Source organism: Halobacteriovorax sp. GFR8, assembly GCF_050955245.1.
GTDB lineage: Bacteria > Bdellovibrionota > Bacteriovoracia > Bacteriovoracales > Bacteriovoracaceae > Halobacteriovorax_A.
Genome location: NZ_JBPBLR010000002.1, coordinates 1,543,755 through 1,567,663, shown reverse-complemented (window position 1 = coordinate 1,567,663; position 23,909 = coordinate 1,543,755). Strand labels below are relative to the sequence as shown.

16 protein-coding genes and 1 tRNA gene are annotated in these 23,909 nt (G+C 38.2%); 9 read left to right on the top strand and 8 right to left on the bottom strand.

What is annotated here, in order from left to right; all coding sequences use genetic code 11:
* Position 1: 1 nt before the first annotated feature.
* Positions 2–78 (bottom strand) — tRNA-Met (locus tag ACRXC1_RS07990).
* A gap of 91 nt (positions 79–169) precedes the next feature.
* Here ACRXC1_RS07990 and tilS point away from each other — a divergent pair.
* The 6 genes from tilS to ACRXC1_RS07960 all read left to right on the top strand — a co-directional run bounded on the left by tilS (position 170) and on the right by ACRXC1_RS07960 (position 7,258).
* Positions 170–1,327 (top strand): tRNA lysidine(34) synthetase TilS, encoded by a 1,158-nt coding sequence (gene tilS / locus ACRXC1_RS07985; RefSeq protein ID WP_433657896.1) that lies wholly within the window; start codon positions 170–172, stop codon positions 1,325–1,327.
* A gap of 145 nt (positions 1,328–1,472) precedes the next feature.
* Positions 1,473–3,383, top strand: a complete 1,911-nt coding sequence (ftsH, locus tag ACRXC1_RS07980; protein WP_392908510.1) for an ATP-dependent zinc metalloprotease FtsH — start codon at positions 1,473–1,475, stop codon at positions 3,381–3,383.
* A 6-nt stretch (positions 3,384–3,389) separates the two neighbouring features.
* A complete protein-coding gene (locus ACRXC1_RS07975; RefSeq protein WP_433657894.1) occupies positions 3,390–4,235 on the top strand; it encodes a dihydropteroate synthase in 846 nt (281 codons plus the stop codon).
* Between the two features lie 61 nt (positions 4,236–4,296).
* Entirely contained in the window at positions 4,297–5,244 is a 948-nt protein-coding gene (locus ACRXC1_RS07970) for a trypsin-like serine peptidase (protein WP_433657892.1), read from the top strand.
* Positions 5,245–5,247: 3 nt separating this feature from the next.
* A complete protein-coding gene (locus ACRXC1_RS07965; protein ID WP_021267033.1) occupies positions 5,248–5,640 on the top strand; it encodes a glyoxalase/bleomycin resistance/dioxygenase family protein in 393 nt (130 codons plus the stop codon).
* A 220-nt stretch (positions 5,641–5,860) separates the two neighbouring features.
* Positions 5,861–7,258 (top strand): S8 family peptidase, encoded by a 1,398-nt coding sequence (locus ACRXC1_RS07960; RefSeq protein ID WP_433657890.1) that lies wholly within the window; start codon positions 5,861–5,863, stop codon positions 7,256–7,258.
* On the opposite strand, the gene ACRXC1_RS07955 is transcribed toward ACRXC1_RS07960, so the two are convergent.
* The 3 genes from ACRXC1_RS07955 to ACRXC1_RS07945 form a co-directional block, all read right to left on the bottom strand.
* Entirely contained in the window at positions 7,245–7,862 is a 618-nt protein-coding gene (locus ACRXC1_RS07955; protein WP_433657888.1) for a response regulator, read from the bottom strand. The two genes, ACRXC1_RS07960 and ACRXC1_RS07955, sit on opposite strands and share 14 nt — an antisense overlap.
* A gap of 108 nt (positions 7,863–7,970) precedes the next feature.
* Positions 7,971–8,651 carry a response regulator transcription factor gene (locus tag ACRXC1_RS07950; RefSeq protein WP_392860644.1) on the bottom strand — a complete coding sequence of 227 codons (681 nt, stop codon included), beginning with the start codon at positions 8,649–8,651 and terminating at the stop codon, positions 7,971–7,973.
* Between the two features lie 86 nt (positions 8,652–8,737).
* A complete protein-coding gene (locus tag ACRXC1_RS07945; protein ID WP_433657886.1) occupies positions 8,738–9,709 on the bottom strand; it encodes a 2-hydroxyacid dehydrogenase in 972 nt (323 codons plus the stop codon).
* A gap of 145 nt (positions 9,710–9,854) precedes the next feature.
* On the opposite strand from ACRXC1_RS07945, the gene ACRXC1_RS07940 reads away from it, so the two are divergent.
* A complete protein-coding gene (locus tag ACRXC1_RS07940) occupies positions 9,855–11,216 on the top strand; it encodes a S8 family serine peptidase (RefSeq protein WP_433657884.1) in 1,362 nt (453 codons plus the stop codon).
* Positions 11,217–11,253: 37 nt separating this feature from the next.
* On the opposite strand, the gene ACRXC1_RS07935 is transcribed toward ACRXC1_RS07940, so the two are convergent.
* Positions 11,254–12,858: a hypothetical protein gene (locus ACRXC1_RS07935; protein WP_433657882.1), complete on the bottom strand. Its 1,605-nt coding sequence runs from the start codon at positions 12,856–12,858 to the stop codon at positions 11,254–11,256.
* Positions 12,859–12,933: 75 nt separating this feature from the next.
* Positions 12,934–15,135, bottom strand: coding sequence for a penicillin acylase family protein (locus ACRXC1_RS07930; RefSeq protein WP_433657880.1), 2,202 nt, complete (start codon positions 15,133–15,135; stop codon positions 12,934–12,936).
* 83 nt (positions 15,136–15,218) lie between these two features.
* Between ACRXC1_RS07930 and ACRXC1_RS07925 the strand changes: the two genes are divergently transcribed.
* Together ACRXC1_RS07925 and ACRXC1_RS07920 are read left to right on the top strand one after the other, a co-directional pair.
* On the top strand, positions 15,219–16,577 hold the full coding sequence (locus tag ACRXC1_RS07925) for a KamA family radical SAM protein (protein ID WP_433657878.1): 1,359 nt from the start codon (positions 15,219–15,221) through the stop codon (positions 16,575–16,577).
* A gap of 172 nt (positions 16,578–16,749) precedes the next feature.
* A complete protein-coding gene (locus ACRXC1_RS07920) occupies positions 16,750–21,006 on the top strand; it encodes a hypothetical protein (protein ID WP_433657876.1) in 4,257 nt (1,418 codons plus the stop codon).
* Positions 21,007–21,144: 138 nt separating this feature from the next.
* On the opposite strand, the gene ACRXC1_RS07915 is transcribed toward ACRXC1_RS07920, so the two are convergent.
* Both ACRXC1_RS07915 and ACRXC1_RS07910 read right to left on the bottom strand, forming a co-directional pair.
* Positions 21,145–22,497, bottom strand: coding sequence for a TldD/PmbA family protein (locus ACRXC1_RS07915; protein ID WP_433657874.1), 1,353 nt, complete (start codon positions 22,495–22,497; stop codon positions 21,145–21,147).
* Positions 22,497–23,882, bottom strand: a complete 1,386-nt coding sequence (locus ACRXC1_RS07910; RefSeq protein WP_433659908.1) for a TldD/PmbA family protein — start codon at positions 23,880–23,882, stop codon at positions 22,497–22,499. Before ACRXC1_RS07910 ends, ACRXC1_RS07915 begins: the two co-directional genes overlap by 1 nt.
* Positions 23,883–23,909 lie beyond the last annotated feature (27 nt).

Sequence of the window (23,909 nt, the reverse complement as noted above, 5' to 3'; positions counted from 1 at the left end):
ATGGTGCGAAAGGGCAGATTTGAACTGCCGACCTACGGGATATGAATCCGTCGCTCTAACCAACTGAGCTACATTCGCACATTTCGATTGATTAGGATATTAATGACTTGCGCCTCGTATGTCAATATTATAATTTATCAAAAAGTTAAATTTTGTGAAAATAATGGCAATGAATTTTAAACCTAAACAAAAAAAATCACATTCTACGACGGAGCGAATGATCTCTCACTTTAAGAAGTTTAATCTTAAAATGGGACTTGATTTAAATTCTCCTATGGCCGTGGCCTGTAGTGGTGGTGTTGATTCAATGGTTTTGGCCCATATGCTAATTCAAGCAGGTGCAGAAAACCTACGCCTTCTGCATATTAATCATGGCACACGAAAAGAGATCGAAGAGGAAGTGAATCTCGTTTCAAGTTTCGCAAAAAAATATGGACTTGGCTTTGAAACTTATAAAGTTGAACAACTCTCTTTAAAGACAAAGAATTTTGAGTCAGTGGCACGGGCAAAGAGATATCAACTACTTTTGTCGAATCTTAGGGGTAAGGAAATCTTACTCACTGGCCACCACCTTGATGACTGCTTTGAGTGGTCACTTATGCAGCAGTTTAAATCATCTGCCAAGCATATTGATCTTGGGATGCCATATCGTAACGGTATTATCTATAGGCCGTTATTTGCATTTTCCAAAAATCATATCTTGAAATATGCCAAGCTCACTAATTTAGAGTGGCTTGAGGATCGATCAAACGAAGACACTCGTTATGAGCGCAATTTCATAAGGGATTTAACTAAAAACTCTATTGCTAAGCGCTTTCCAGGCTATCTTAAGCATTACTGTAATCGCATGAATCGACTTAAGGCCATAAAAGGCGATATGGCAGAGTCTCATCATTTTAAGGTCTTAAGAAGAGAGTGGGGAATTCTCATTGAATTTGATGGTGTTATTAATGAGGCAATAGAGCAGGAGGTCTTATCTCAGTCTGGCTCATCTAAAGGTAAAACTCATTCGCAATTTGAAAAACTTCGCTCACTTATAAAGACATCAAGTATTGGGCCTTTAACTTTTAGTGGTGGACTACGAGTTTATAATTTTAAAAATCACTTGGCCGTCGTAAGAAAAGGACAGCAGATGAGCTTTTATCGTATTCGTTCGCAGATTCCTGAAGGTGTTCCATTCTTATCAAATAACACAAGTGCGAAGCATTCTCTTAAAAAATGTCCCATAGCTTCTAGGGATGGAGACCTAAACAAGTTCTTTTCGCAAATTCTCCTTCCAGTTCATTATTCATGGCGTAAAAACGGTAAAGTTTTAGTTTGGCTTTAAATTACTAGGCTTGACACCACCGAAAATGATACCATTTTAATAACTATGAGGTTACAATGTAGCTTTATATTTTATTAAGAATTGTAATTAGTTAGTGAATATTTGATTAAATAGTTAATGTGAAAATTAATTAAAAAGGATTTTAATGAAAGGACAAAACAAAACACTCCTCCTATGGATTATCTTAATCCTTATGTTTGCGGCCATCGCTAAAATTTCTTCTGAAAGCCGCCAGGTTTATAAGCCTGTGACATACCCGGACTTCGTAAGTGCAATTAAAGGTAAGCATGTTGATAAGGTTGTACTTAAGGGTAAGGATAAGATCTTAGGTAAGTTTAAGGACGGCTATGAGAATGGTGCTTGGTTTGAAGCAACTGGAACGACAGGGGCCGAAACTTTTAAAATTTTAGAGTCACACGGAATTTACCCAGAGTACGAAGCAGAAGAGAAACAAAATGTAATTACGACTTTCTTACTGCACTGGGGACCGATGATTTTCCTATTCCTCATTGTTATCTTTTTCCTTCGCCAACTTCAAGCTGGTGGTGGAAAGGCCATGAGTTTTGGAAAGTCTAAAGCGCGTATGCTTTCACCACACGACAAGAAAGTAACTTTCTCAGATGTTTCTGGTGTTGAAGAAGCAAAAGAAGAACTAGAAGAAGTTGTGGACTTTCTTAAAGACCCAAAGAAATACACTAATCTAGGTGGTAAGATTCCTAAAGGTGTTATCCTTGTAGGTCCTCCTGGTACTGGTAAGACTCTTCTTGCAAGGGCCGTTGCTGGAGAAGCAGGTGTTCCATTCTTTTCAATTTCAGGTTCTGACTTCGTTGAGATGTTCGTAGGTGTTGGTGCATCTCGTGTACGTGACCTTTTTGAGCAAGGTAAGAAGAACGCTCCTTGTATTATCTTTATTGATGAGATCGATGCTGTTGGACGCCACCGTGGACACGGTATGGGTGGTGGACACGATGAGCGTGAACAAACTCTAAACCAACTTCTTGTTGAAATGGATGGTTTCGAATCAAATGAAGGTGTTATCCTAATTGCGGCAACAAACAGAATTGACGTACTAGATAAGGCCCTTCTGAGACCAGGTCGTTTTGATAGACGTGTAACTGTTGGACCTCCTGATGTTCGTGGACGTCTTGGAATCCTAAAAGTTCATACAAAGAAAACTCCACTTGATACGGCCGTTGATCTTGAAGTTATTGCAAAGGGGACTCCTGGTTTCACAGGTGCAGACCTTGCAAACTTAGTTAACGAAGCTGCGCTATTTGCTGCTCGTTACGGTAAGAAAGTTCTTGAAATGATCGACTTTGAACAAGCTAAAGATAAGGTTCTTATGGGGCCAGAAAGAAAGTCGATGGTACTTTCGGATCTTGAGAAAAAAGTAACTGCTTATCACGAAGCAGGTCACACTCTTGTTGGGATGAATCTTCCAAAGACAGATCCTATTCACAAGGTATCAATTATGCCTCGTGGAGGAGCTTTAGGTGTTACTCAAACTCTTCCTAACGAAGATATGCACAACCTAACTTTAGAGAAAGCTGAAAACTTTATCGCTTTCCTAATGGGTGGACGTGTTGCTGAAGAGATCGTATTTAACGAAATTTCAAATGGTGCTTCAAATGATATTGAACGTGCAACACAACTTGCTTCAAGCATGGTTTGTTCATGGGGAATGAGTTCTAAAATGGGACCTCGTAATTTCCATCAGCCAGGAAATTCTCCATTTGGATCAACTGCTCCAAGTGAAGGTGTTGGTTACTCTGAAGAAACAGCACGTGAAATCGATACTGAAATCACTCGTTTCCTTGATGAGAATTACAAGCTTGCTAAGAAGATTTTAACTGATCATCGTGATGCACTTGATAGAATTGCTGAAGGCCTAATTGTTTGGGAAACTCTTGATTCTAAACAAATTCAAGCATTAATTGCAGGTGAAGATATTGGTGTACCTCTTGTTGAAGAAGTAAGTAATAAACAAACACCGGCCGAAAAGCCAGCAGGTGAGTCAAGCGTATCTAAACCGATTGATGATCCAAAATTAGCTTAATCAAAAATGACTAAGATATCTTTTTTAGGGGTAGTGAACGCTACCTCTAATTCTTTCTCAGATGGTCACTTAAATCTCAATAAAGACTATCAGCTTAAACAAATACAGAAATTTAAAGCTGCCAATTACTCTCTCGATATTGGTGCTGAAAGTAGTGCTCCATTTAACGATCCAATTTCTTTAAAAGAAGAATGGGAGAGATTGGATAGCTATTTAAGTGATAATTTATTGACTCTTATAGGTTTTAAGACAATCTCTATTGATAGCTATAAACCTCAGACAATGAGGTTATTCTTAGAGAAGTACGAGCATCATTTTGGGCATATTATTTGGAATGATGTCTCAGGAGTCATTGATGATGAGTGTATTAAACTCTTACTCGATTACCCTGAAATTGATTATGTTCTCTGCCATACGCTAGTTCCTAGTCGTGATAAGACTCTCGATCACATGAAATACCTAGATTCAAGCTTAAGTGTGGATTCTTTAAATTCCTTCTTTGAACGAGGCCTTGAAAAATTTGAGCAAGCGGGAATTTGTCGGAATCGTATTATTCTCGATCCGTGCTTCGGTTTTTCTAAATCAACTGAGCAAAACTTAGATCTTTTGGAGAGTCTGCATGAGCTAGCACCAATTTCTAAGCGGTGGCTCATTGGGATCTCAAAGAAGTCTTTTCTTAGGCACGTCATTTTACAAGAAAGGCCTGAGTTGGATGGGGATAAACAAGCTCTTTTGGCCGCCAGTGAAGAACCTCACTGGATGTTTCTGAATCAGTTGGCACGTGATTTTAATAAGGTAGAAGAGTTGTTCTTTCGTGTTCATGAGGTTGGAAATATTACAAAATCCACGTAAAAACTCGTGTTTATTAGCATTTTGGCCTATATATATGAACATTGTTTTATCAAGGGCCAAAATGAACAGATTAAGATTTCTTCTTTCACTTACAACTCTATTCATCTCATTAAATGCATCAGCGTACTTTTCGCCGACGTTAGGGCAAGTATCTGAGTTTATCAATAATCTTGATAAGGCCATTTATGGAGAGCTCGATATCGTCGATATTGCTTCTGGGACACTTGTTCACAATCCTGCAGCTAAGGTTAATTCCCATTCTAGCGCTATTATGGTGAATCGTTGGAGTTTGGAAGAGGTTATAGATGGACGTCTATTTTCTGTAACAGGTGTTGATTTTAAGAAAACAGCAAGACTGTGTGAGGGTGAAGAGAAGTTTTTAGATCAAAAGGCCTACGGTAAGTGTAGTGCTGTTTTAGTTGGTCCTAAGCAGGTTTTAACGGCCGCTCACTGTATTCAAAACGCTCAGCTAGCTTGTGAGCGCAAAAGCTTTATCTTCGATGCTAGATCTGACTTAGGAAGTGATGGAGAGACTCAATACTTTGTTAATTCTCAAGTTTATAATTGTAAAAATATTCTAGCTTATCACCAAAGTCGTGATAAGACCTTTGACTATGCTTTAATTGAACTTGATCGCCCTGTTGAGGGTGGCAGAAAGCCTGTCGAAATTCAGCAAGAAGAGCTAAAGGTATCTGATGAAGTGTATATGATCGGACACCCAAATGGTTTCTTATCAAAGTACTCATATAATGGTTTTGTAAGAGATATTGACCCTTTATTTTATATAACTAACCTTGATGCCTTTGGTGGCAATAGTGGTGGCCCAGTATACTCAAAAGAGAGCAATAAAATGGTGGGCCTTCTTATTCGTGGCCATGATGATTTCGAATGGGATACTGAGCTCAGCTGTAATCGTGTTGTTCACTGCCAAGATGATAAATGCGATGGGGAATATGTCCTAAAAATCAGTGCTATCATTGACGATATCGAAAAGGCCCGCGATAATTAAAAGATGAAATTAGGTCATATCGTTTTATTTAGCTCAAATGCTCATTTAACTTCCACTTTTTTAAGTGAAGTTTTTGATCTTGAAGTTGAGGGAGCGTCTGACTCAGTAGTTGTTTTTAATGATGAGCTTCGCTTTCTTGTTGTCGAGCGTCCAAAGCTTGCTCAAGTTGGAAATAATATTGTCTTTGATTTTGTGGTTGATAATTACGATGAATTAATCGAACTTCAAAAAAAAGTCGAATTCGTAAACTACCGACTAGAAAGCTCTGGCGAAAATCTCAATATACTTTCAAATGAAAAAATTCCTGAAATACTTGTGCATGAAGGTGTACAATTCTTCTTTATTACTGACCCTGACAATCGTCGTTGGAAAGTTACCTTAATAGAATCCAATTAAATTTAATCTAATTTAAATTTTATTTAAGTCACAATTCTGACACCTAAATCTTCGCAAATTGGCCCTAGTGTGTGTCATTTTGACAGGTGAATCGTGGGATGTAGCTGATATCGTAAGATGAACAATTGGCACGGTTTGTGCTTATTATATTGCAGTTGCCTCAGGCAGGATGCCATAGGCCTATCTTTATAAACAAGATAAAAGAACTCAAGGATTGAGTATGCGACTTTTAGTACTTGCTTTGGCCGCCTTCAGTGCGGCCAATATTTCGGCCAACTTTATCATCAAATACAAAGACGGCAGTGTCGAAAAATCAAAAATTAATCCAAGCTCACAGTTTTCTTCTTTCGCCCTTAGTGACGATGTTGAATACGTCGAAGAAGACTTAAGACTCTTTGCTAATAGTGGAGAGTATAACGACACTTACTATCCTAGTCAGTGGCACTTCTCTAATTATCTGGACAATACTTTCTATCATGCTCGTGAGTATGCAACATCTGAAAGTGATACAAGGGTTAATGTCGCAGTTATTGATACAGGAATTACAGATCACTTTGACCTCAATGCAAACGTTGTTGGTGGTTATGATTTCATCTCTGATCCTGATAACTCTAGAGATGGCGGGGGACGCGATAGTAATCCAAATGATGAAGGGGATTATGGCTCTCCTTCGACATCTTGTAATTCTGGAACGAATGCATCAACTTGGCACGGAACTCACGTTGCCGGGATTATTGGAGCTCGTGCTAATAATAGCTACGGCGTTGTAGGTGCTGCTAAGAATATCAACCTAGTACCTGTGCGAGTCCTAGGAGCTTGTGGTGGGCTAACTTCCGACATTGCGGATGCTCTAAGATGGGCCGCTGGTGGCAGTGTCTCTGGTGTTCCTACAAACCCTAACCCTGCACGTGTTGTTAATATGTCACTTGGAGCGCGTGGTAGCTGTAGTCGCTATATGCAAGAGTCAATCGATTTTGCTCGCTCGAAGGGAGTTGTCGTGGTTGTAGCAACTGGAAACTCTAATGCTGATGCCTCATTCTACACTCCATCTAATTGTCGAGGAGTTCTAAGAGTTGGTGCAGTTGGAACGACTCGTGCACGCTCATCGTATTCAAATTATGGACGTATTGTTGATATCGCTGCACCTGGTGACAGTATTCTTTCAACAGTTAATAGTGGACAGTCAACACAGGGAACAGCTGTCTTTTCTCGCATGAATGGAACATCAATGGCCGCAGGGCTTATTTCCGCAACTGCCGCCATGATTTTTCAAGCAAACCCTTCACTTTATCCTGATCAAGTAAGAGATATCATGACAAAAACAGCTGTCAGTTTCTATTGTGATCGTAGCTCTTGTGCTAAGGGTGCTGTTGATGCTTATGAAGCAGTGTCTATGGCCTTCTCAACTACACCTAATGCTAACTTTCGCTATAATGATCCCGTCTTAGTTGGTGGAACGGCGACTCTTAATGATGGTTATAGCAGTGGGAAAAGTAGTGGTGGATCTTGTGGGACAATTGAAGATGTTAATAGCGGAAGTGGTGGTAATATGATTGCAGGCCTTCTCTTAATTATTGCAATTGTTATTGGCCATAGAGTGAGACTTATGAAGCCTTAACGGGGCTGCATTCAACTTCGATATCATTGTCTACAATTTTACAACTATCGACTTTATAGATTTGAGCACGAGAAGAGTGGCCATCTAGCTTTATGATGGCATTCTTTGGAATTTCCTCCTTAGTTAAAAGCTTCAAGTGTTTATGATCCTTTTCAATGACTCGGTATCCCTGAACAATATCACTTACTTCAAAGACTTCAATGATGTCACGGCCTAATCTATTTTCATCATTAATTATTTTATTGATCTGATTAATAACGACATCAAATCCTTGTTGTTTTAAAACGAACATGTCGATTCCCTTACGTGCTGCCTCCTCAATAACTTGGCTATCATTTTCGTTTGTAATTAGAATGAAGCTCATCTCCTTGTCGAATAGGGAAATCTCATCATAGAGCTCGATTCCGTCCATTTGAGGCATCATATAGTCGCAGATTATATAAAGCTTTTCGCCACGATTAAGCTTAATCGTTTGTATATCTTCAATGGCCTTAAAGGGATTTGTATGAAAGCGAACATGTGAATTAAATGTATTCTCGAGGCTAGTGGCAAGGAGCTTGGCAGTTTCGTAGCAGTCGTCAATAACCATGATATGCTTTTTCATAATGACAGTATAGTTGACTTAAGTACTTGCTTAGGGACAAGTCGTCTAAATTTTACTTAATTTCAATTAAGTAAGGTGTTATTTGAGGATCCTGTAAGTCGATGGGACTTACAGTGATACCTCTTGAATTTTATAGCCTTCACCGTAGACGCTTCTAATAATGAAATTAGAATTCTTAATCTTCTTTCTAATAGAGCTTATATAGGTGTCTATCATGCGATCGTTAACCTTGTGATTATCAGGTGCGATATGATTAAGTATCTTTTCTCGTGCAAGAACACTTTGTTCATTCTTTAAAAGAAGATGAATGATTTTGAATTCAGAAGATGTGAAATGAATTCTTTCTCCACGAATCTTTACTTCTTGTGATGGGATATTTAATGCAATATCGCGGTAATTTATCACTTCAAGTGCATTCTCATTGTTAACAGATTTAAGTGTTGTGCTAATAATACTCTTCACTTCTGATGGTTCAAATGGTTTGCTAATAAAGTTAATTCCACCAAGTTGGTAACCAGTAACTCTCGTATTAACATTATTCTTTGATGAAATGAAGACAATTGGTGTGTCTTTAAGCTCATCATTCATTTTTAATTGCGAGCAAATTTCAAAGCCAGACTCATTTTGTAATAAAATATCTAAGAGAATAAGATCTGGTTTTTCTTGCCAGGCCGTTGCGATGGCCTCATCCTGATTACTTGCTTCTACAATATTATAATTACTCTCTAGTAGGGCCCTGAGAAGATCTCTGATCTCTTGATCATCATCGATTATTAAGATTTTTTTCATGAATAACTCCTTTATATTCATGAATATAATGTATAAATATATCAAAAAATCTTCAGCTTAATTTAGGTAAACCTTATATAAGATTCTTAAACACTTGTTTTTAAATCTTGGTCATTTGCAAAGCTTTGAATATTGTCAAAAATGAGTTGGGCCATATCAGAACGAGCAACATCATTGGCAGAACCAATATGCGGTAAAATAAAGATATTATCGAGTTCACGTAGGGGAGAGTTATCACTTAAAGGCTCGTTGCAAACGACATCTAGCCCTGCCTTTGCTTGCTTATTTGTTTTAAAGAAATGATACATTGCCTCTTCGTCAATGATTTCACCTCTTGCCGTGTTAACTAGTAAAATATCTTTTTTCATCAAATTGAATGCATCCTGATTGATGAGTTGGTGAGTCGCTTTGTTATATGGGCAGTGAATTGAAATGATATCGCTTTCTTTAAGAAGTGTTGATAGGTCGACGTATTTTGCCTCACAGCTCTCTTCGATTTCAGCTTTCTTATTTGGCCCGCTATAGATTATTTCTTGATTGAAGGCACCTTTACACATTTTCGCAAATTGTGTTCCAATCCTACCGGCGCCAATTACTCCATGCTTTATATTAAAGAGTGACTTACCAATGAAGCCTGCTGGCTCCCATGTTTTCCATTGTTTATCGATTACATTTTGTCTTGCTGCTTCGATATTTCTAGCACTACAGAGCATTAGGGCCATGGCTAACTCTGCAGTCGCTTCCGTTAGAACATTTGGTGTGTTTGTTACACTAATTCCATTTTTATGACAGTAGTTAATATCAATATTATTAAAACCGACAGCGTACTGAGAAATCAATTTTAACTTTGGGAGTTGCGCTAAAGTATCTGCACTTAATTTATTACTAAGCATTGAGATAAGAACATCACAATCTTTTGCTTTATCAATAATATCGGCTTGTGAAATTGTGCCATTTTTTGAGCGATCCCATACCGTTAATTGGTGGCCTTCTTTTTTGAGATCTTCAAATAGGGGACCTTTGATGACATCTGTCGCAAAAATTGTTAAATGACGCATGTTTTCCTCTGCTGTGGGCCAGTGTTTTCTTCTATTCGTTTTATGTAAGACGTTGTAAGCTAACTTCATTTTACATATGCAATCTACATTTTAAAATAGATAATAGTCTTAAATTAAATTCAAATATATTTCATTGGAGGAAATTTTGAAAATATTAGCAAATATATTAGCAGTGGCACTTCTATCTAGTGCAACAAGTGCTGCAACAATCGCAATTATTGATTCTGGTACTGATATGATGCACGAGCAAATCGCTCCTAAAGCATGGATCAATCAACTTGAGATTCCTGGAAATGACCGTGATGAAGATCGTAATGGTTATCAAGATGATGTTTATGGATGGAACTTTGCTGAAAGCAATAACCAAGTTATCGACTATAAATATCTCGGCACATTAAATGACGATATGGTTAAGTTCTTTGAGCTTCAAGAAAAGTCGATGCGTGGAACAGTTACACAAGAAGAATTAACTTGGATGAGAGAAATTATTCAAGACCAAGACTTTATTAAAAGAATGACTGTCTATGGAAACTTTATGCACGGGACTCACGTTGCAGGTATTTCGGCCCAGAAGTCTGATGATGCAAAGATTCTTGCAGTTAAACTTATTCCAACAGAAGTTAAACTTCCTGGACAAAAAGTTGCAATCAACTCTTTCTTAGGTGGCTTTGTTGAAAAACTAATTAAGGCAGGGATTGATCAACTAGCAAAAGCACAAACTTCGACTTTCAATGAAATTGCTTACTATGTAGCGGATCATGGTGCACGTGTTGCCAATGGATCTTTTGGTACAGGTTACCCTCAAGCAAAGATGATTGTAGAAACAGTAATGAAAACTTTCTCTAAGAAAGAACCAAATCCTGAAACAGTAGATAAGTATGCGAAGTACTTTTTAGGTGCTCTTGTTAAGAACTCTCAATCAATGCTTCAAGCTGCTCCAAATACTCTTTTCGTATTTGCTGCTGGTAATGATGGCCTTAATAATGATATTTTTCCAACATCACCAACAAATATCCAAGGTGATAATGAGATTTCAGTTGCTGCAACAATTGACTATGATCAACTAGCTCCATTCTCTAACTACGGTGAGAAGATGGTTGACGTTGCAGCTCCTGGTGTAGGGATCCTTTCAAGTGCTCCTGGAAATAAGTACATTAAAGTTTCAGGTACTTCACAAGCTGCTCCATATGTAGCTGGTGTTGCTGGTAAGGTATTTGATATTAATCCTGAACTAACACCTTTTGAAGTTAAGAGAATTATCATGGAAACAGTTGATGTGAAATCGTTCCTAGCTGGTAAGGTTAAGACATCAGGTGTTGTTAACTCTGAGCGTGCCCATCGTGCAGCAATTCTATCTCTTTCAGCATCTGTTGATCATGCAATTGCAGCTGCCAAGAGTGAGGTACTTGATATGGAGTCACCTCGTTTAGAGAAAGGATCAAAGAGACCAATCTATATCAAAGGTTCAGTTCTTCCACTTCCTTCAAACTTTGTTATTTCAAAGTAATTAATAAAAAGGCCGCTAAATTAGCGGCCTTTTTCTTTTATAATGTATCTTTTAATTCTTGAATTGATCCTCTTTTGGCCGTACCAAATTCAGGCCTTTTATTTTTCTCACTTAGTTCTTTCTTGTTAAGCCCTTTCATATAAACCACTAGACTTAATTGCTTCTCACGCTGCGGATCTTCAACTTGATTGATGAAGGTTTGGACAAGATCAAACCCATACATCGCAGGTTTACCCATTACTAGGTTAACATCCCATTCGATTCCGTTCTTATTTTCATTTGGATTTGTTTCATAAGAGTATTGGATAAGCTCAGTACAGACGAATCTTGAGTACGAGTTACCATTAAATGAATAATCATATTTTTTGCCAATACTTTTAAATGTACGCTCTAAGGCAAGTGCTTTGTCTTTCTTTGAAAGGTTAGGGCGTAGAATCACAAGATTATCCCATGCCATTGATGGGCCGAGCTCCATAAAGATAACTCCTGGCTTTAGGCCTTCAAGTGTAACATAAGGCCTACCCTCTTTTTCGCTCTTTTCATATTCATCCATAGACTCAGGATATTTCTCTCTAAGATATGACATATAGTCATGACATTTCAGCAGTTCATCTCTACAGCGCTTTGCAAAGACTTCATTTGTTTCAACATCATCTTTGAAGTAGTTATTAAATTTTGAATACTTGCCAATAAACATAAGGCCATGAGTCCAATTACCTTTGAAGACAAGGTTTGATAACTTCCCATAACGTTGGATCGCACCAATATCTCCAGGCTCAAACTCTCTTTCAGAAATCTTCTTAAGCTCTTCAATTTTGATAGCATGCTTGATTGGAAGGGCAACGTAGCTAAAACTTTTTAAGATGAATTCTTTAATGTTATAAAAAAGATTGTAGCGGCCAGCATTCCAATTTGTTTCTTTTTGTAAGCTTTTAAAAGAGGCCAGCTCTTGGCGTGATTCATCAATATCATCTTTAATATCTTCAACAAGGGCCCTTAGGTCCTTGTCATTTCCTGCAAGCTTCGTAATTTCACTGTCAAGATTATAGAAGTCTGTAATTGTCGGTGCCTTAATAAAGCGAAGGTTATAGCGATTATACGGAGGGTCCATATGATCACGGCCACCTTGATTATGAGAACGATTTGAATCGTTTAGCTGGCGTTTTGTTTCTTTGAAGTCTTTTTCAAAATGCTTTGAATAATAATCAATGTCTTCAAAGTCGTCAGAGAAGACAGAAATAAAATTCTCCCCAGACATCATCATATAATTCATGAGAGATAGCATTGCTTTATATTTGGCCGTACGAATTCGTATTAACTCTAGGGCCTTGGCATTATTCTTCTTTCTTATATGATAAGTTATCTTTTCCAGTGCCTCATCATGTGAGTGAAGAAGGTAATCAAGTTTTTCGAATTCATTTATTAACTCTACTCTTTCGTGATAACGAACAATATAGCGCGGAGTAAATGTTGTTTGATAAGATATGTCCTTAGTCGCGAAAACAAAATCCATTAGGGCATCTTGTAATTGTTTATCAAATGAAGCTGCTGACTTTTGAAAGTCTGAACTTTGATACTCTTTGGCCATGATGGAAAAAGGCAAAGATGTGGCAATTAGAATTGATACAAATAGAGTTTTCATTCTCCGCTTATACCAAATTTATTGGTATCGAGGCCCTGGCCTGTAAAGCTTACAGACCAAGTATCAATAGGTTAGTCACTTACCATTAGTGATAACATTATGGCGATAACGGTTATTAATCCAGTTACTTACATCACTTTTGTAGTTATTTGAAAACCTGCGGTCACTGAGTCCTCCAGGTAAAACGGTATAGACATCTGGGGATGAGTGATCTGTGACCATTTTCCAAGATGGAACAAATGATGTTGTTCTACCGTGGGCCTCATAGACAGCACCTTGAGTGATTGTCGAGCGATTACCTGGAATTTCGACATTATCAATATCAAAGCCTAAAAAGAGGGGAAGCTTACCATCAAATAAGATATGCTTCATCTTATAACGATTCTTATCTCCCCAGCGCATATTCTTTGGTGCCTCAACAAGGCACTTATTTAGGGCGGCTTCGATATAGCGCTCTTTTTCTTTGCTATCTTTAAACCAAATATGGTCAATATCATTCGTGAGGAAAATTCGATCAAATAAACCGTAGAAATCTGCAATGATTGAAGTTTCATCCATGCAATATGTCGTCACTTGCTCGCCGAGTAAGTGATCACTAAAGAAGCTTTTTAGTAAGCTGCGGTAGAAGTATTCAAAGATTGTAGCATCACGATTATCGACATCATAATGTCGCTTCCACTCTAGAAGACGTTTTCCAATTTCATTCTTTTCAAAAACACTATGAAAAACATTAATATAGAGATCTGCTTGGCGTGAGAAGGTGTCTGATTGCATCGTCTTAAACATCTCAACACTATGATCCTTATTTCCAATTAAAAGCTCTTCAATTCTATCTTTGCGATATGACGCCATTGGCGCATTAATCGCTGTGGGAAATTGCTCGTCTTGAATACGATTATTGGCCGTTGCAATAACTTTGATATCTGGATTCTTAAAATGATAGAGCTGGTGGCCTTCGTAATAGCCTTGCCATATATTTTGCTTAAAAAAGCCTTCAACAGGATATAGGCCAGAGTGGGCCCTTTTTGGTAGTACCCCTGATTGATGGTAGGCGATATTTCCGCTCGAATCTGATAGTAGCCAGTTACAGCTAATGGCAACGTTTGAAACGCAACCGAAAAGATCTTCAACATTCTTAGCATAGAGAAGGTCCATGATGGCCTTTAAGGTCTTTGCACCACCTCTTTTTCGACATGACCATGCCATCGATAGGTAGTGGCCATCAATGATATTTTTGTTTTCACTGTCGACTTCAAGAAATCCCGCATGAGTTTCTCGTATATAGAGCTCGACATCTTCTTTCTTCTTTCTTTTAATTATGTCTCGTCTCACTTTGAAATCAAAGAGGTTTGATTCAAATCGATACTTATTATCGCGGACTTCTTCAATAAAATGATCAACCATATCCATGAAGCCATAAGTAAAAGAAAATGCTGTATCATCGCTTCTTCCCATAACAAAGCCTGGTACACCTGGCATAGAGATACCAAAGAAGTTTCCAACATTTTTGATATTGGCCTTCATCTCATACCAAATGGCCGGTAGGCGATTGCACTCTAAGTGTGGATCACAGGCGTGAATGGCCTCTCCCTTCATATTTGAGACCCAATTATTTGAGGCCTGAATTTTTGGGATATTTTTCAAAAATTTATAGCTTTCAGGTATTAGTGGATTATAGATCCTAACCTTACTGATAAGATTAATTTCACTATCCGTAATTGTATCAAGAGCACCTTTTGCAAGTGATTTAATACGCTCAACTTGTGTATCTTGATCATTCTTGTCGTTTAATCTCTGGGCGTTTTGTAACAATTGAATAATAAGTTTTTCTAAATCCTGTTGTCCTTGAGCAAGTCCTAGAAAGCTCATGGCCTTAATTGTAAGAATAGTATCACTAATACGCCATTCATTGGGCCTGTGACCTAAAATTTTAAATTCAAATGGGAAGCCTTCACTGATGGCCTTATTAATTCCATCTACGTAGTGTGTTAATAAGGTATTGGTCTCTTCATCGATATTTTGAATTTCTTCTTTTGCAAAGTGGTCAATTCCCAGCTCTCGCATATATTTATCTATGGCAAAAGTCTCATCACTGTCCTTTATGCACTCACAGAGGCGTCCTTGAGCGATTAGGCGCAACATCTCCATTTGCATGAAACGATCCTTGCCGTGATAGTAGCCTTGTGCGAAGAGAAAAGATTTGACGTTCTCGCATGAAATATGTCGAGTGACATTATCTAAAACATCTGAGGTATAATCTAAATTAGGTTTTTCCATATCTTAATAATGACACGTTTAGCGTTTCCTAAAAAGGAATATTTTGGGATATAATATGTAAAATTACATTCAAGGATTATTTTATGACGACGACTGATCTATCAACTGATCACTCTCAAGATCACATGAAGATACCAGATCTTGAGCACAGAAATTTTAGAAATGATGACTTTTGGAAACAGATCCCAGCATGGGCAAATGTGACAAGAGGTGAGTTCTCAGACCACCTATGGCAGCTGAAGAATTCCATTCGAAAAATTGACCAAGTTAAAAAAGTTCTTGGTGATAAAATCTCAAAAGAGTTCTTTGAAGACCTACAACAAGGTCAACATATTACTCCAATGAATATCAGAATCACTCCATATGTTTTTGCACTTATCAATTGGGATGATCCTGTCAACTGTCCACTACGTAAGCAATTCTTACCAATTGGCTCTCAGTTCTTAGAAGACCACCCAATGCATATGGCCGACTCTCTTAGTGAAGATGTCGATTCACCAGTGCCAATGCTAACTCACCGCTACCCTGATAAAGTTCTTTTTCTTCCACTTACAATTTGTCCAGTTTACTGTGCTTATTGTACACGCTCTCGTGTGATTGGTGGTTCAACTGAAACTGTTGAAAAAGAATCTTACGGTGCAAACCAAAAGCATTGGGATAATGTGTTTGCTTATCTTGCTGCACATCCAAAGGTTGAAGATGTTGTTATCTCTGGTGGGGACGCATTCATGCTTAACCCTAAGCAGATTCAATATATCGGTGAAAACCTTTTAAAGATCCCTCATATTCGTCGTATCCGTTACGCGACGAAAGGGATTGCAATTTTTCCACAAAAGATTCTTACTGATGATGCGTGGATGGATGCCCTTATTAAGGTTAATAATCTTGCCAAAGGCTTTGGTAAGCAGATGATGATTCATACTCACTTTTCTTCACCACTTGAAATTACGAAGTGGTCACAAATGGCCATGGAGCGTCTTTTCAGTGAAGGGATTCTTGTTCGTAACCAAGCGGTTCTGCAAGAAGGTGTAAATAACCATGTTGATACAATGGTTCTTTTAACTCGTAAGCTTGGGTATATGAATATCCAACCATACTATGTTTATATGCACGATATGGTTCCAGGCTGTGAGCACTTTAGAACAACTCTTGGTGAGGGTGAAGAACTTGAAAAGGCCGTTCGTGGAACGACTGCAGGATTTAACACGCCAACATTTGTTTGTGATCTTCCAGGCGGAGGTGGTAAGCGCCACGTTGCTTCTTATGAATACTATGATCAAGAAAATGGAATCTCAGTATGGCGTGCTCCATATGTGAAGCCAGATAAGTTATTTACTTACTTTGATCCAATTCATAAATTAGCACCTGATGCTCAGCAGCGCTGGAGAGATGCAGCAGCTCGCAAGGCCATGATTGATGAGGCAATTGCAAAAGTAAAATAAATCCTAACTACCTAATATTACACTTACGTGTGGCATTTTCTTGGCACACGTAAGTATCTGATATTTCATTTTAGTAACCTGAAATTCAATATTTATATTCTGCTTGAGTAATTTACTCATTATTCCGATAAAATATATATAAATTTAATCTTAAGAAAATTAAGAGGGAAATATGTTTCGTCTCATAATATTAATCACTTTTGCCACTCTGTTTAATATGCACTCATATGCTGCAAATGAAACTGATGCGTTCATAAAAGCAGAGGCCCAAAATCTTGTGGCCGTTGTTGGAAAATCTTCAAAAGTTGATGCCAAGGCCATTGATGCCTATATCAAGAAAAATCTTGAGGCATCAAGTGATGAGTACGTAAAAGTAATTGTTAATAAGCTCAACAAGACTTCAGTCAATTCTAGGCCTCTATTGATGGCCCAACTCCTATACTCAGAAAAGAAATATCTTAAAAGGGGAGAAGCCTGTTATTCAGCAACGAACCAATGTCACAAAGGGCTAATCTGTGGCCTGCCACTATACTCTAAAGATAAGAATTATTATGAGAAATGTTTAGTTGCAAAAAAAGCAAATCAGGCCTGCTCGCCAGAAACTGATATGTGTGAAGCAGGCTCATGTAAGAAAATGAGACGCCTAACTAATATCAACACTTGTAGTATTGAAAAGGACTCTTGTTCAAAAGATAGTGAATGTTGTTCAAACTCTTGCGATAAAAGAAGAAAGATCTGTCGCGCAAATTATAAGTGTTCGAGTTGTTTTGGAATGGGACAAAGACCAGATAAGGGTGGAGAGTGTTGTGAATCACTTTTCAAAAACTCTAATGGTGTTTGTGCTCCTATTCTTCCAACTTTTTCATCACTACTTGAATTAATCATTCCAAGTGCGCATGCATATACACGTGCTGGTGATTCATCTGAAATTGAGGCCAAGGTAACGGCCCTTAAGTCAAAGCTTGAAGGCCAACTTTCAGACAATCAAGTTTCAAGCTCTCGTGTCGCTACTTATATGAGTAGTATTGAAAATAACTATAGCTCTTGTTCTTCAAAGCAAGTAAGAGTTTATGATAACGATGGACCGACTCGTTATCCACGTAAGGCATGTTTTGAAGAACTTTATGCAGGTATCTCAACAGAGTACTCTCACCAGCAAGCTGTTGGTAGTAAAATGAATGAGGCCACGAAATTAATTGATAATTTTAGAAAAGAAACGCTGGCCAACCCAAAACATCCACAAAATTCTGATGATGCGTTTAATAAGTTTGCGGCCCCATATCGAAATGCAATCACTTCATGTGCAAATAAAGGCGCTCCCTTAGGAACTGATCATAGCACTCGTTTGAGATTAGTTAAGCAATGTGTGGATAATGCTAAAATTACAATTAATGATGGTGTTGTTGAGGCGAATTATATTTCTATGATGACAGGAAAAGAAACAACTGATCCTGATTATACTCTTTATAATGGACACCAAGACGCTTCTCCGTTATTTGAAGATGTCTATATTTCAGATATGAAGTCTTGTCGAGTTAATCTATTTGGTGACTTTCTATCAGCACAATCAAATGACTACTTTGAAGTTATGATGATGATGTATGCAATGGACTATACAACTGGTGGGAAAGATGAAGGTGACTTCTTTCACATCAAATCACAATATAATACCTATAAAGCAGCAAGTGGATCTTATACTGGGACAGATAATCAGCCTTATAATTGGAATGTACAAACAAATTCAATGCGCGGCTTTAACTTCTCTCGCTTTGATCCGTCTATTGTTGGCCGTGGAAGACCGTTATGGGATGAGTTTGATTACTCTGTTGGTGAGGAAGCACTTAAAGAAATTACTAATTATATTGAAGACCTTCCTAAGAACGAAAAGAAAATCTTTCTGCACCTATTCTACAATGGAAAGCTTTCTCATAAGGATCGCAATAGTATTGTAAATTACTATATGAAAGATGATGATAAATTCCTTGAGGGATTTGATGGACATGACCCTAAGTCAGGTGCTGGACGTTACAATATTCGTGACGTTGTTCGCTTTGAGGCCATTAAGTATAAGCACTCGCAATTTAAACTTTATTCAGTTTTAAAGAAGAGATCACTTGAGATGATGTGCCGTTGTGTTGATACAGTCGGGCCAATGAGTCCTGAGGATTGGCTACAGCCAGATGTTGAGGCCAACTATATCGCAAATTGTAATGGCCTTGGTAAGTATGACACTTATGTTCTAAATAATGAAAAAGAAGTCTGTGATGAAACAGGTGGTAATTGTAAGAAAGTTTCTGATAAAGACTATATGAAGACAATTACGGATAAAGAAAAGCAAGAAGTAGAGTCTCTTGGTGGAGAGTCAGCGATCGAAAAAAACTCGCTTGGAAACGCGGTTGTTAAAAATGATGGTTATTCTTTAAAAGACCGTGAACAAGACTACTTTGTTCAAACCCTTGACCAGGTTACTGCTTGTATCGGAAGTGGTGAGTGTACAAAATCTTCTCGTTACGCAGAATTTGTACAAGATGGAAAAGTAAAATTTACGGATGCGAGAAAGGAGACAGCAAAAGGCCATGGTATGGATTTTACGCTATTTCTACGTGATATGGCCCTTATGAAGATTAAGGCCATCGAAGATGCAACATTACAAAATATTAGTGCAGGTACAGCGCTTTTTGAATACACAGTTCAGTGGCTTAAGGAATATAATTGGAATTATATTAAATACAATGGAAAGAGGTACACACTTGGCAAGAAGTGTCTTTATCCAGTTTGTTGGATTATGAAGTTAATGAAATTCTTTGGACTTCATAAGAATAGCCTTATTGGAAATCTCGTCAATATTACAACTGGAGGGATTCTCTTTGGTAGTGACTACGACGTCGATCTCGATCCCGAAAGAGGGCCGGAAAATATTTGTGGGCCAAGAACAAGCTCCACTTGGAAAATTTCTCGCATACCTGTTGGCCGTAAATACAAGATTAAATGTATGAGCTTTCACTCCCAAAATAACGACGTCTGTAATAAAGAGTTAGCAGCAGGGGCCTGTACGCGAAATACTTATGCAAAAAAAGAGGGAAGTGTTGCTCTAAAGCTTCTTGATCCTTTCTTACCAGATATGTCGAGTCTGTATTCGACTAATTACTCTTCTCGTACGAAGATTCCTTTTAATGCAGGAAAACACGATATTCATAACTATTATATCTTTAATGATCGCATCACAAATTTCTACCGCGATCATGCCAGAGGTTATTTTCTATCAACTCTTGTTTCAGAAGATAATGGTGATGAAAAAGAAACTGAAGATCGTAAAAGAATGGCCGATGAATTTGCCCAATATGCTTATCGTTACCACTTCTATGCTCCGAAAGTGAGTCGACTCGATTATTATATTACACCTGGTCTGATCCCATATTTTGAAATGCTTATAGCAAAGCTTAATAACTTTATGGGACAAACTCTAGCAAACTTATCTGGGACAGCGGCCTATGCGCTAAAAATGCACAACTTCTATCATACAGTAAATGACGGAATTAATGCGTCCACAAATGTCGAGCGTAAGCAGACTCACCGTGGGATACCTGATGTTCAGCTTAGTAATGGATTTGGTCAGTTTACCAATTGGCTAAGTGGTTTCAGCACTGCTGGCTCTAACTTTCAAGATGCTTTAAATGGTAAGAAAACCCTCGATTCAACAGTTAGTGGAAAATTAGAAACAGGTGGAAATTCAACGAACTCTGCGATTTCTCGTCTGAGTAAAGGGATTAGAAAACAACTCGATCGAAATGCGAAAAGACGTACCGATACACAACTTATGAAGGACACTCTTGCAAAACGCGGCAAGAGTGGTGAATTTGCTTCTCTTCAACGTATCGCTGATAAAAGAAGTGCTGAACATAGTGCAAACCTTTCTTCACTTACTGATTCTTTCCTAAATTCGACTCTCGGAAGCTCTGCCGCTTCTCGAATTAGAAGTCGTATGGCAAATGGTGGCCAAAATGGTGATGGAAGTCTTTCTGGAGAAGGCTACTCTCAAGGAGAGATTAACCCTGATGCTCTATCTGCAAGCTCTAAAAAAGGTCGCGGTGGAAATGGTATTGGTGATGGTTCTGGCGGTGATGGGCTTAATGGTCGCGCTGGAGCTGACGGTCTTGGTGCTGATGGAGCTATACCAGCTATATCATTTGATAACTTAGACGATACTGATGGCCTATTTGATATGGATGATGGTGCCATGGTTATGCTTGGCGATCAGAAAATGACAGCTGGGCAACTAAAGAATTATATTTCAAATATTAAGGATAAACGTGCTAGACAAAATCTATTCCAGAAACAAGACAAGGAATGGGAGCGTGATGGAGTGACTCTATTTGAACTGATCTCACAGCGCTATCAGCAAACAGCTTTTCCGAAAATGCTTAAGTAGGTGCCATGCACTTTTGGTTTCGCACTCGCTAAATAAGATGAGAGCTTATATTTTTTAGAAACTTGGTAAAATGGATAGGAATTAAAAAGGTGCAGCACTTTTGATTTAGCAAATGCGAAACCAAAAGTGCATGGCACCCTATGAACCAGCAATCATTAGATCTTTAAAGAGAATCTTTGGTGTGAATAGTGAGTGATCACTTGAAGATTCGATTTTATCTCCAATTAATTCGATTTCACTTAGCATTTTAAAGAAGTTTCCACTTACTGTTACGTCTTTAAAATAACCTTCAATTTCACCGTTATTCCAAACACGTCCACTAACTCCCAGTGAAAACTCACCACTAATTGGTCTAATTCCACTGTGAAGTCCTTGTGCCGTTAGGATTTCGACATAGCGACGAGAATTAAATTCGTTTTGAGTGTTTGTCCCTGCCTCAATAATGAAGTTTGAAGTCGTTGCTCCAAGAGACGACTTTGCTCCACGAGTTGCGCAGAAATTATTTTCAAGCCCTAGCTCTTTTGCTGTGGCACTATTATGTAGGAATTGAGCAAGCTTACCATTTTCTAGTAAAGTATTTACCTGCTTCTTCTTTCCTTCACCGTCAAATGGACAAACACTATAACCACCAACATAGAAAGGATCATCTTTAAATGTTAGACGTGAGTCTGCAACGATTTCTCCTAGTTTGTCACGCCATGGGTTTGATTTATCAATGGCCGCACGTGCACTAAAAAGAAGCATGAAGCTTGATAGAATATTATCAAATAAATCGATTTCAAAATTAACGTCATAGTCACCAGTTTTAATCTGGGAAGCATCAATGAAGTTATTGGCAACTTCTAATGAAGTATTAATTACTTTATCGTAATCAAGATCTCTAAAATCTCTCTTTGTATCAGCGAAGTAGTGCATAGCATTTTTATCGCCTTTTTTTACAAGGGCCGATGTGTATGCTGTATATGCCTTTGATTGATGCGTACAAAGCACACCTTTTGAGTTACCAATTGCAAAATTAGAAACCCCTTCTGCAATTCCATTATAAGGAGCACTTTGACAGTTCTCATCACGACGTCTTACTTCTGATTCAAGATAAAGTGACTTTTCAATCATCTCATTTGCATCAGGAGCATGTTCGATATTTGCGGAAGGATTAGCATCATCAAGAATGATTCCTTCTTGAATTGTTTGGTACTCATCAACTTTAGAAAATTTTGAGTTTTCACAAGCATTGTAAAGTGTTGTGCGAATTGCTTCGTCACTTAAGTCTTCTGTGAAACTCAGGCCAACTCTTTGATCCTTGATGACACGAACACCTAGAGCACCAGTGTTAGACTTCTTGTATTCACTTAGTTCGCCTTGCTCGGCCTTAAGTGAAAATGACTCAGAACCAGAAATGATAACATCGACATTATCAATTCCCATATCCTTGGCCATGTCAAGGGTACGGTTAATATAATCTTTTTGTAGTTGTGTTTTTGTCTTACTCATTACTTACCTCCACCCACTAGAATTTCATCTACTTTTAGGGCAGGTTGTCCTACAGTTGTGTTAACACCACCAGATACTGAACCACATACACCGGCCGCAAAATCAAGGTTGTCTGAAACCATCGAGATTTGCTTAAGTGTTTCTGGGCCTGTTCCAATTAGAGTTGCACCTTTAACCGCATCACCAATTTTTCCGTTCTTAATTTCGTAACCTTCAATAACTGAGAAGTTAAATTCACCTGTTCCCGGACTAACTGAACCACCACCCATTTGAGCACAGTAGATACCGTGATCAATTGAGGCGATCATATCTTCAAATTTATCCTTGCCTGCTTCAATATATGTATTTCTCATACGTGAAGTCGGTGCGTATTTATAGTTTTCACGACGTCCTGAACCCGTGCGTTCAAATCCCGTTTTCATAGCGCCAAGTTTATCAACCATGAAACTTGTAAGCTTTCCGTCTTTAATAAGTTGAGTCTTTTGTGTCTTCATCCCTTCATCATCAATATTGATTGATCCCCAGTAGTTCTGGTTTGTTCCATCATCTACAGCACTAACTACAGTAGAAGCAATCATTTGATCCATCTTGTCCCAGAAGACAGAAGCTTTCTTAGCAACAGAAGTCGTCTCAAGAAGGTGACCACAGGCTTCATGGAAGATTACTCCACCAAAACCATTATCAATAACAACAGGCATCTTTCCTGCTGGACATGGCTTTGCTTTAAGCTTCGTTAAAACTTCTCTGGCCAGCTTTTCAGAAATATACTTTGGGTCTTGACCTTGAATGAATTCCCAACCTGACATCGCTCCAGGAGAGTATCCAGCACTATCTTGAATCGTTCCATCACTTGCAATACAAGAAGCATATAGTCTTACATAATTTCTTTCATCAGTTACATGAAGACCTTCAGAGTTGAAAATTTCAATTTCTTGAAAGCGTAGTCCTGAGTTGATAGGAACTTGTGTAATTTTATCAGAGGCCTTTCTTGTCATCTCTTCAATCTTCATAAGAAGAGGGATCTTTTGATCGAGGGAGATATTGTTTTTAAGACCTGTTTGGACAAAGTGATTTTGAATTGGCTTTTCGAAATTAAAATTCGTCGCTGTCACAATCGGATCTCGAAGATCTTTTGCACTTAGAGAAGAAACAATATCTAGCAATTCTTCTTTCTTTGTTGAGTTTGTGTAACCATAGAGAACTTTTGTTCCGTAGAATAGGCGGATACCAATTCCAAAGTTAATACCGTTTTCAATATTTTCAACATTAGAGTTCTTAATGCTGATTGATTCAAACGTTTGGCGATCGACAAAAATTTCTGCAAAGTCAGCGCCGCGAAGTAGTGCGTAGTCGATAACTTCCTTTGCAATTGTACTATCTAACATCATTGTGTTTCCTCCAAAATATTAGGA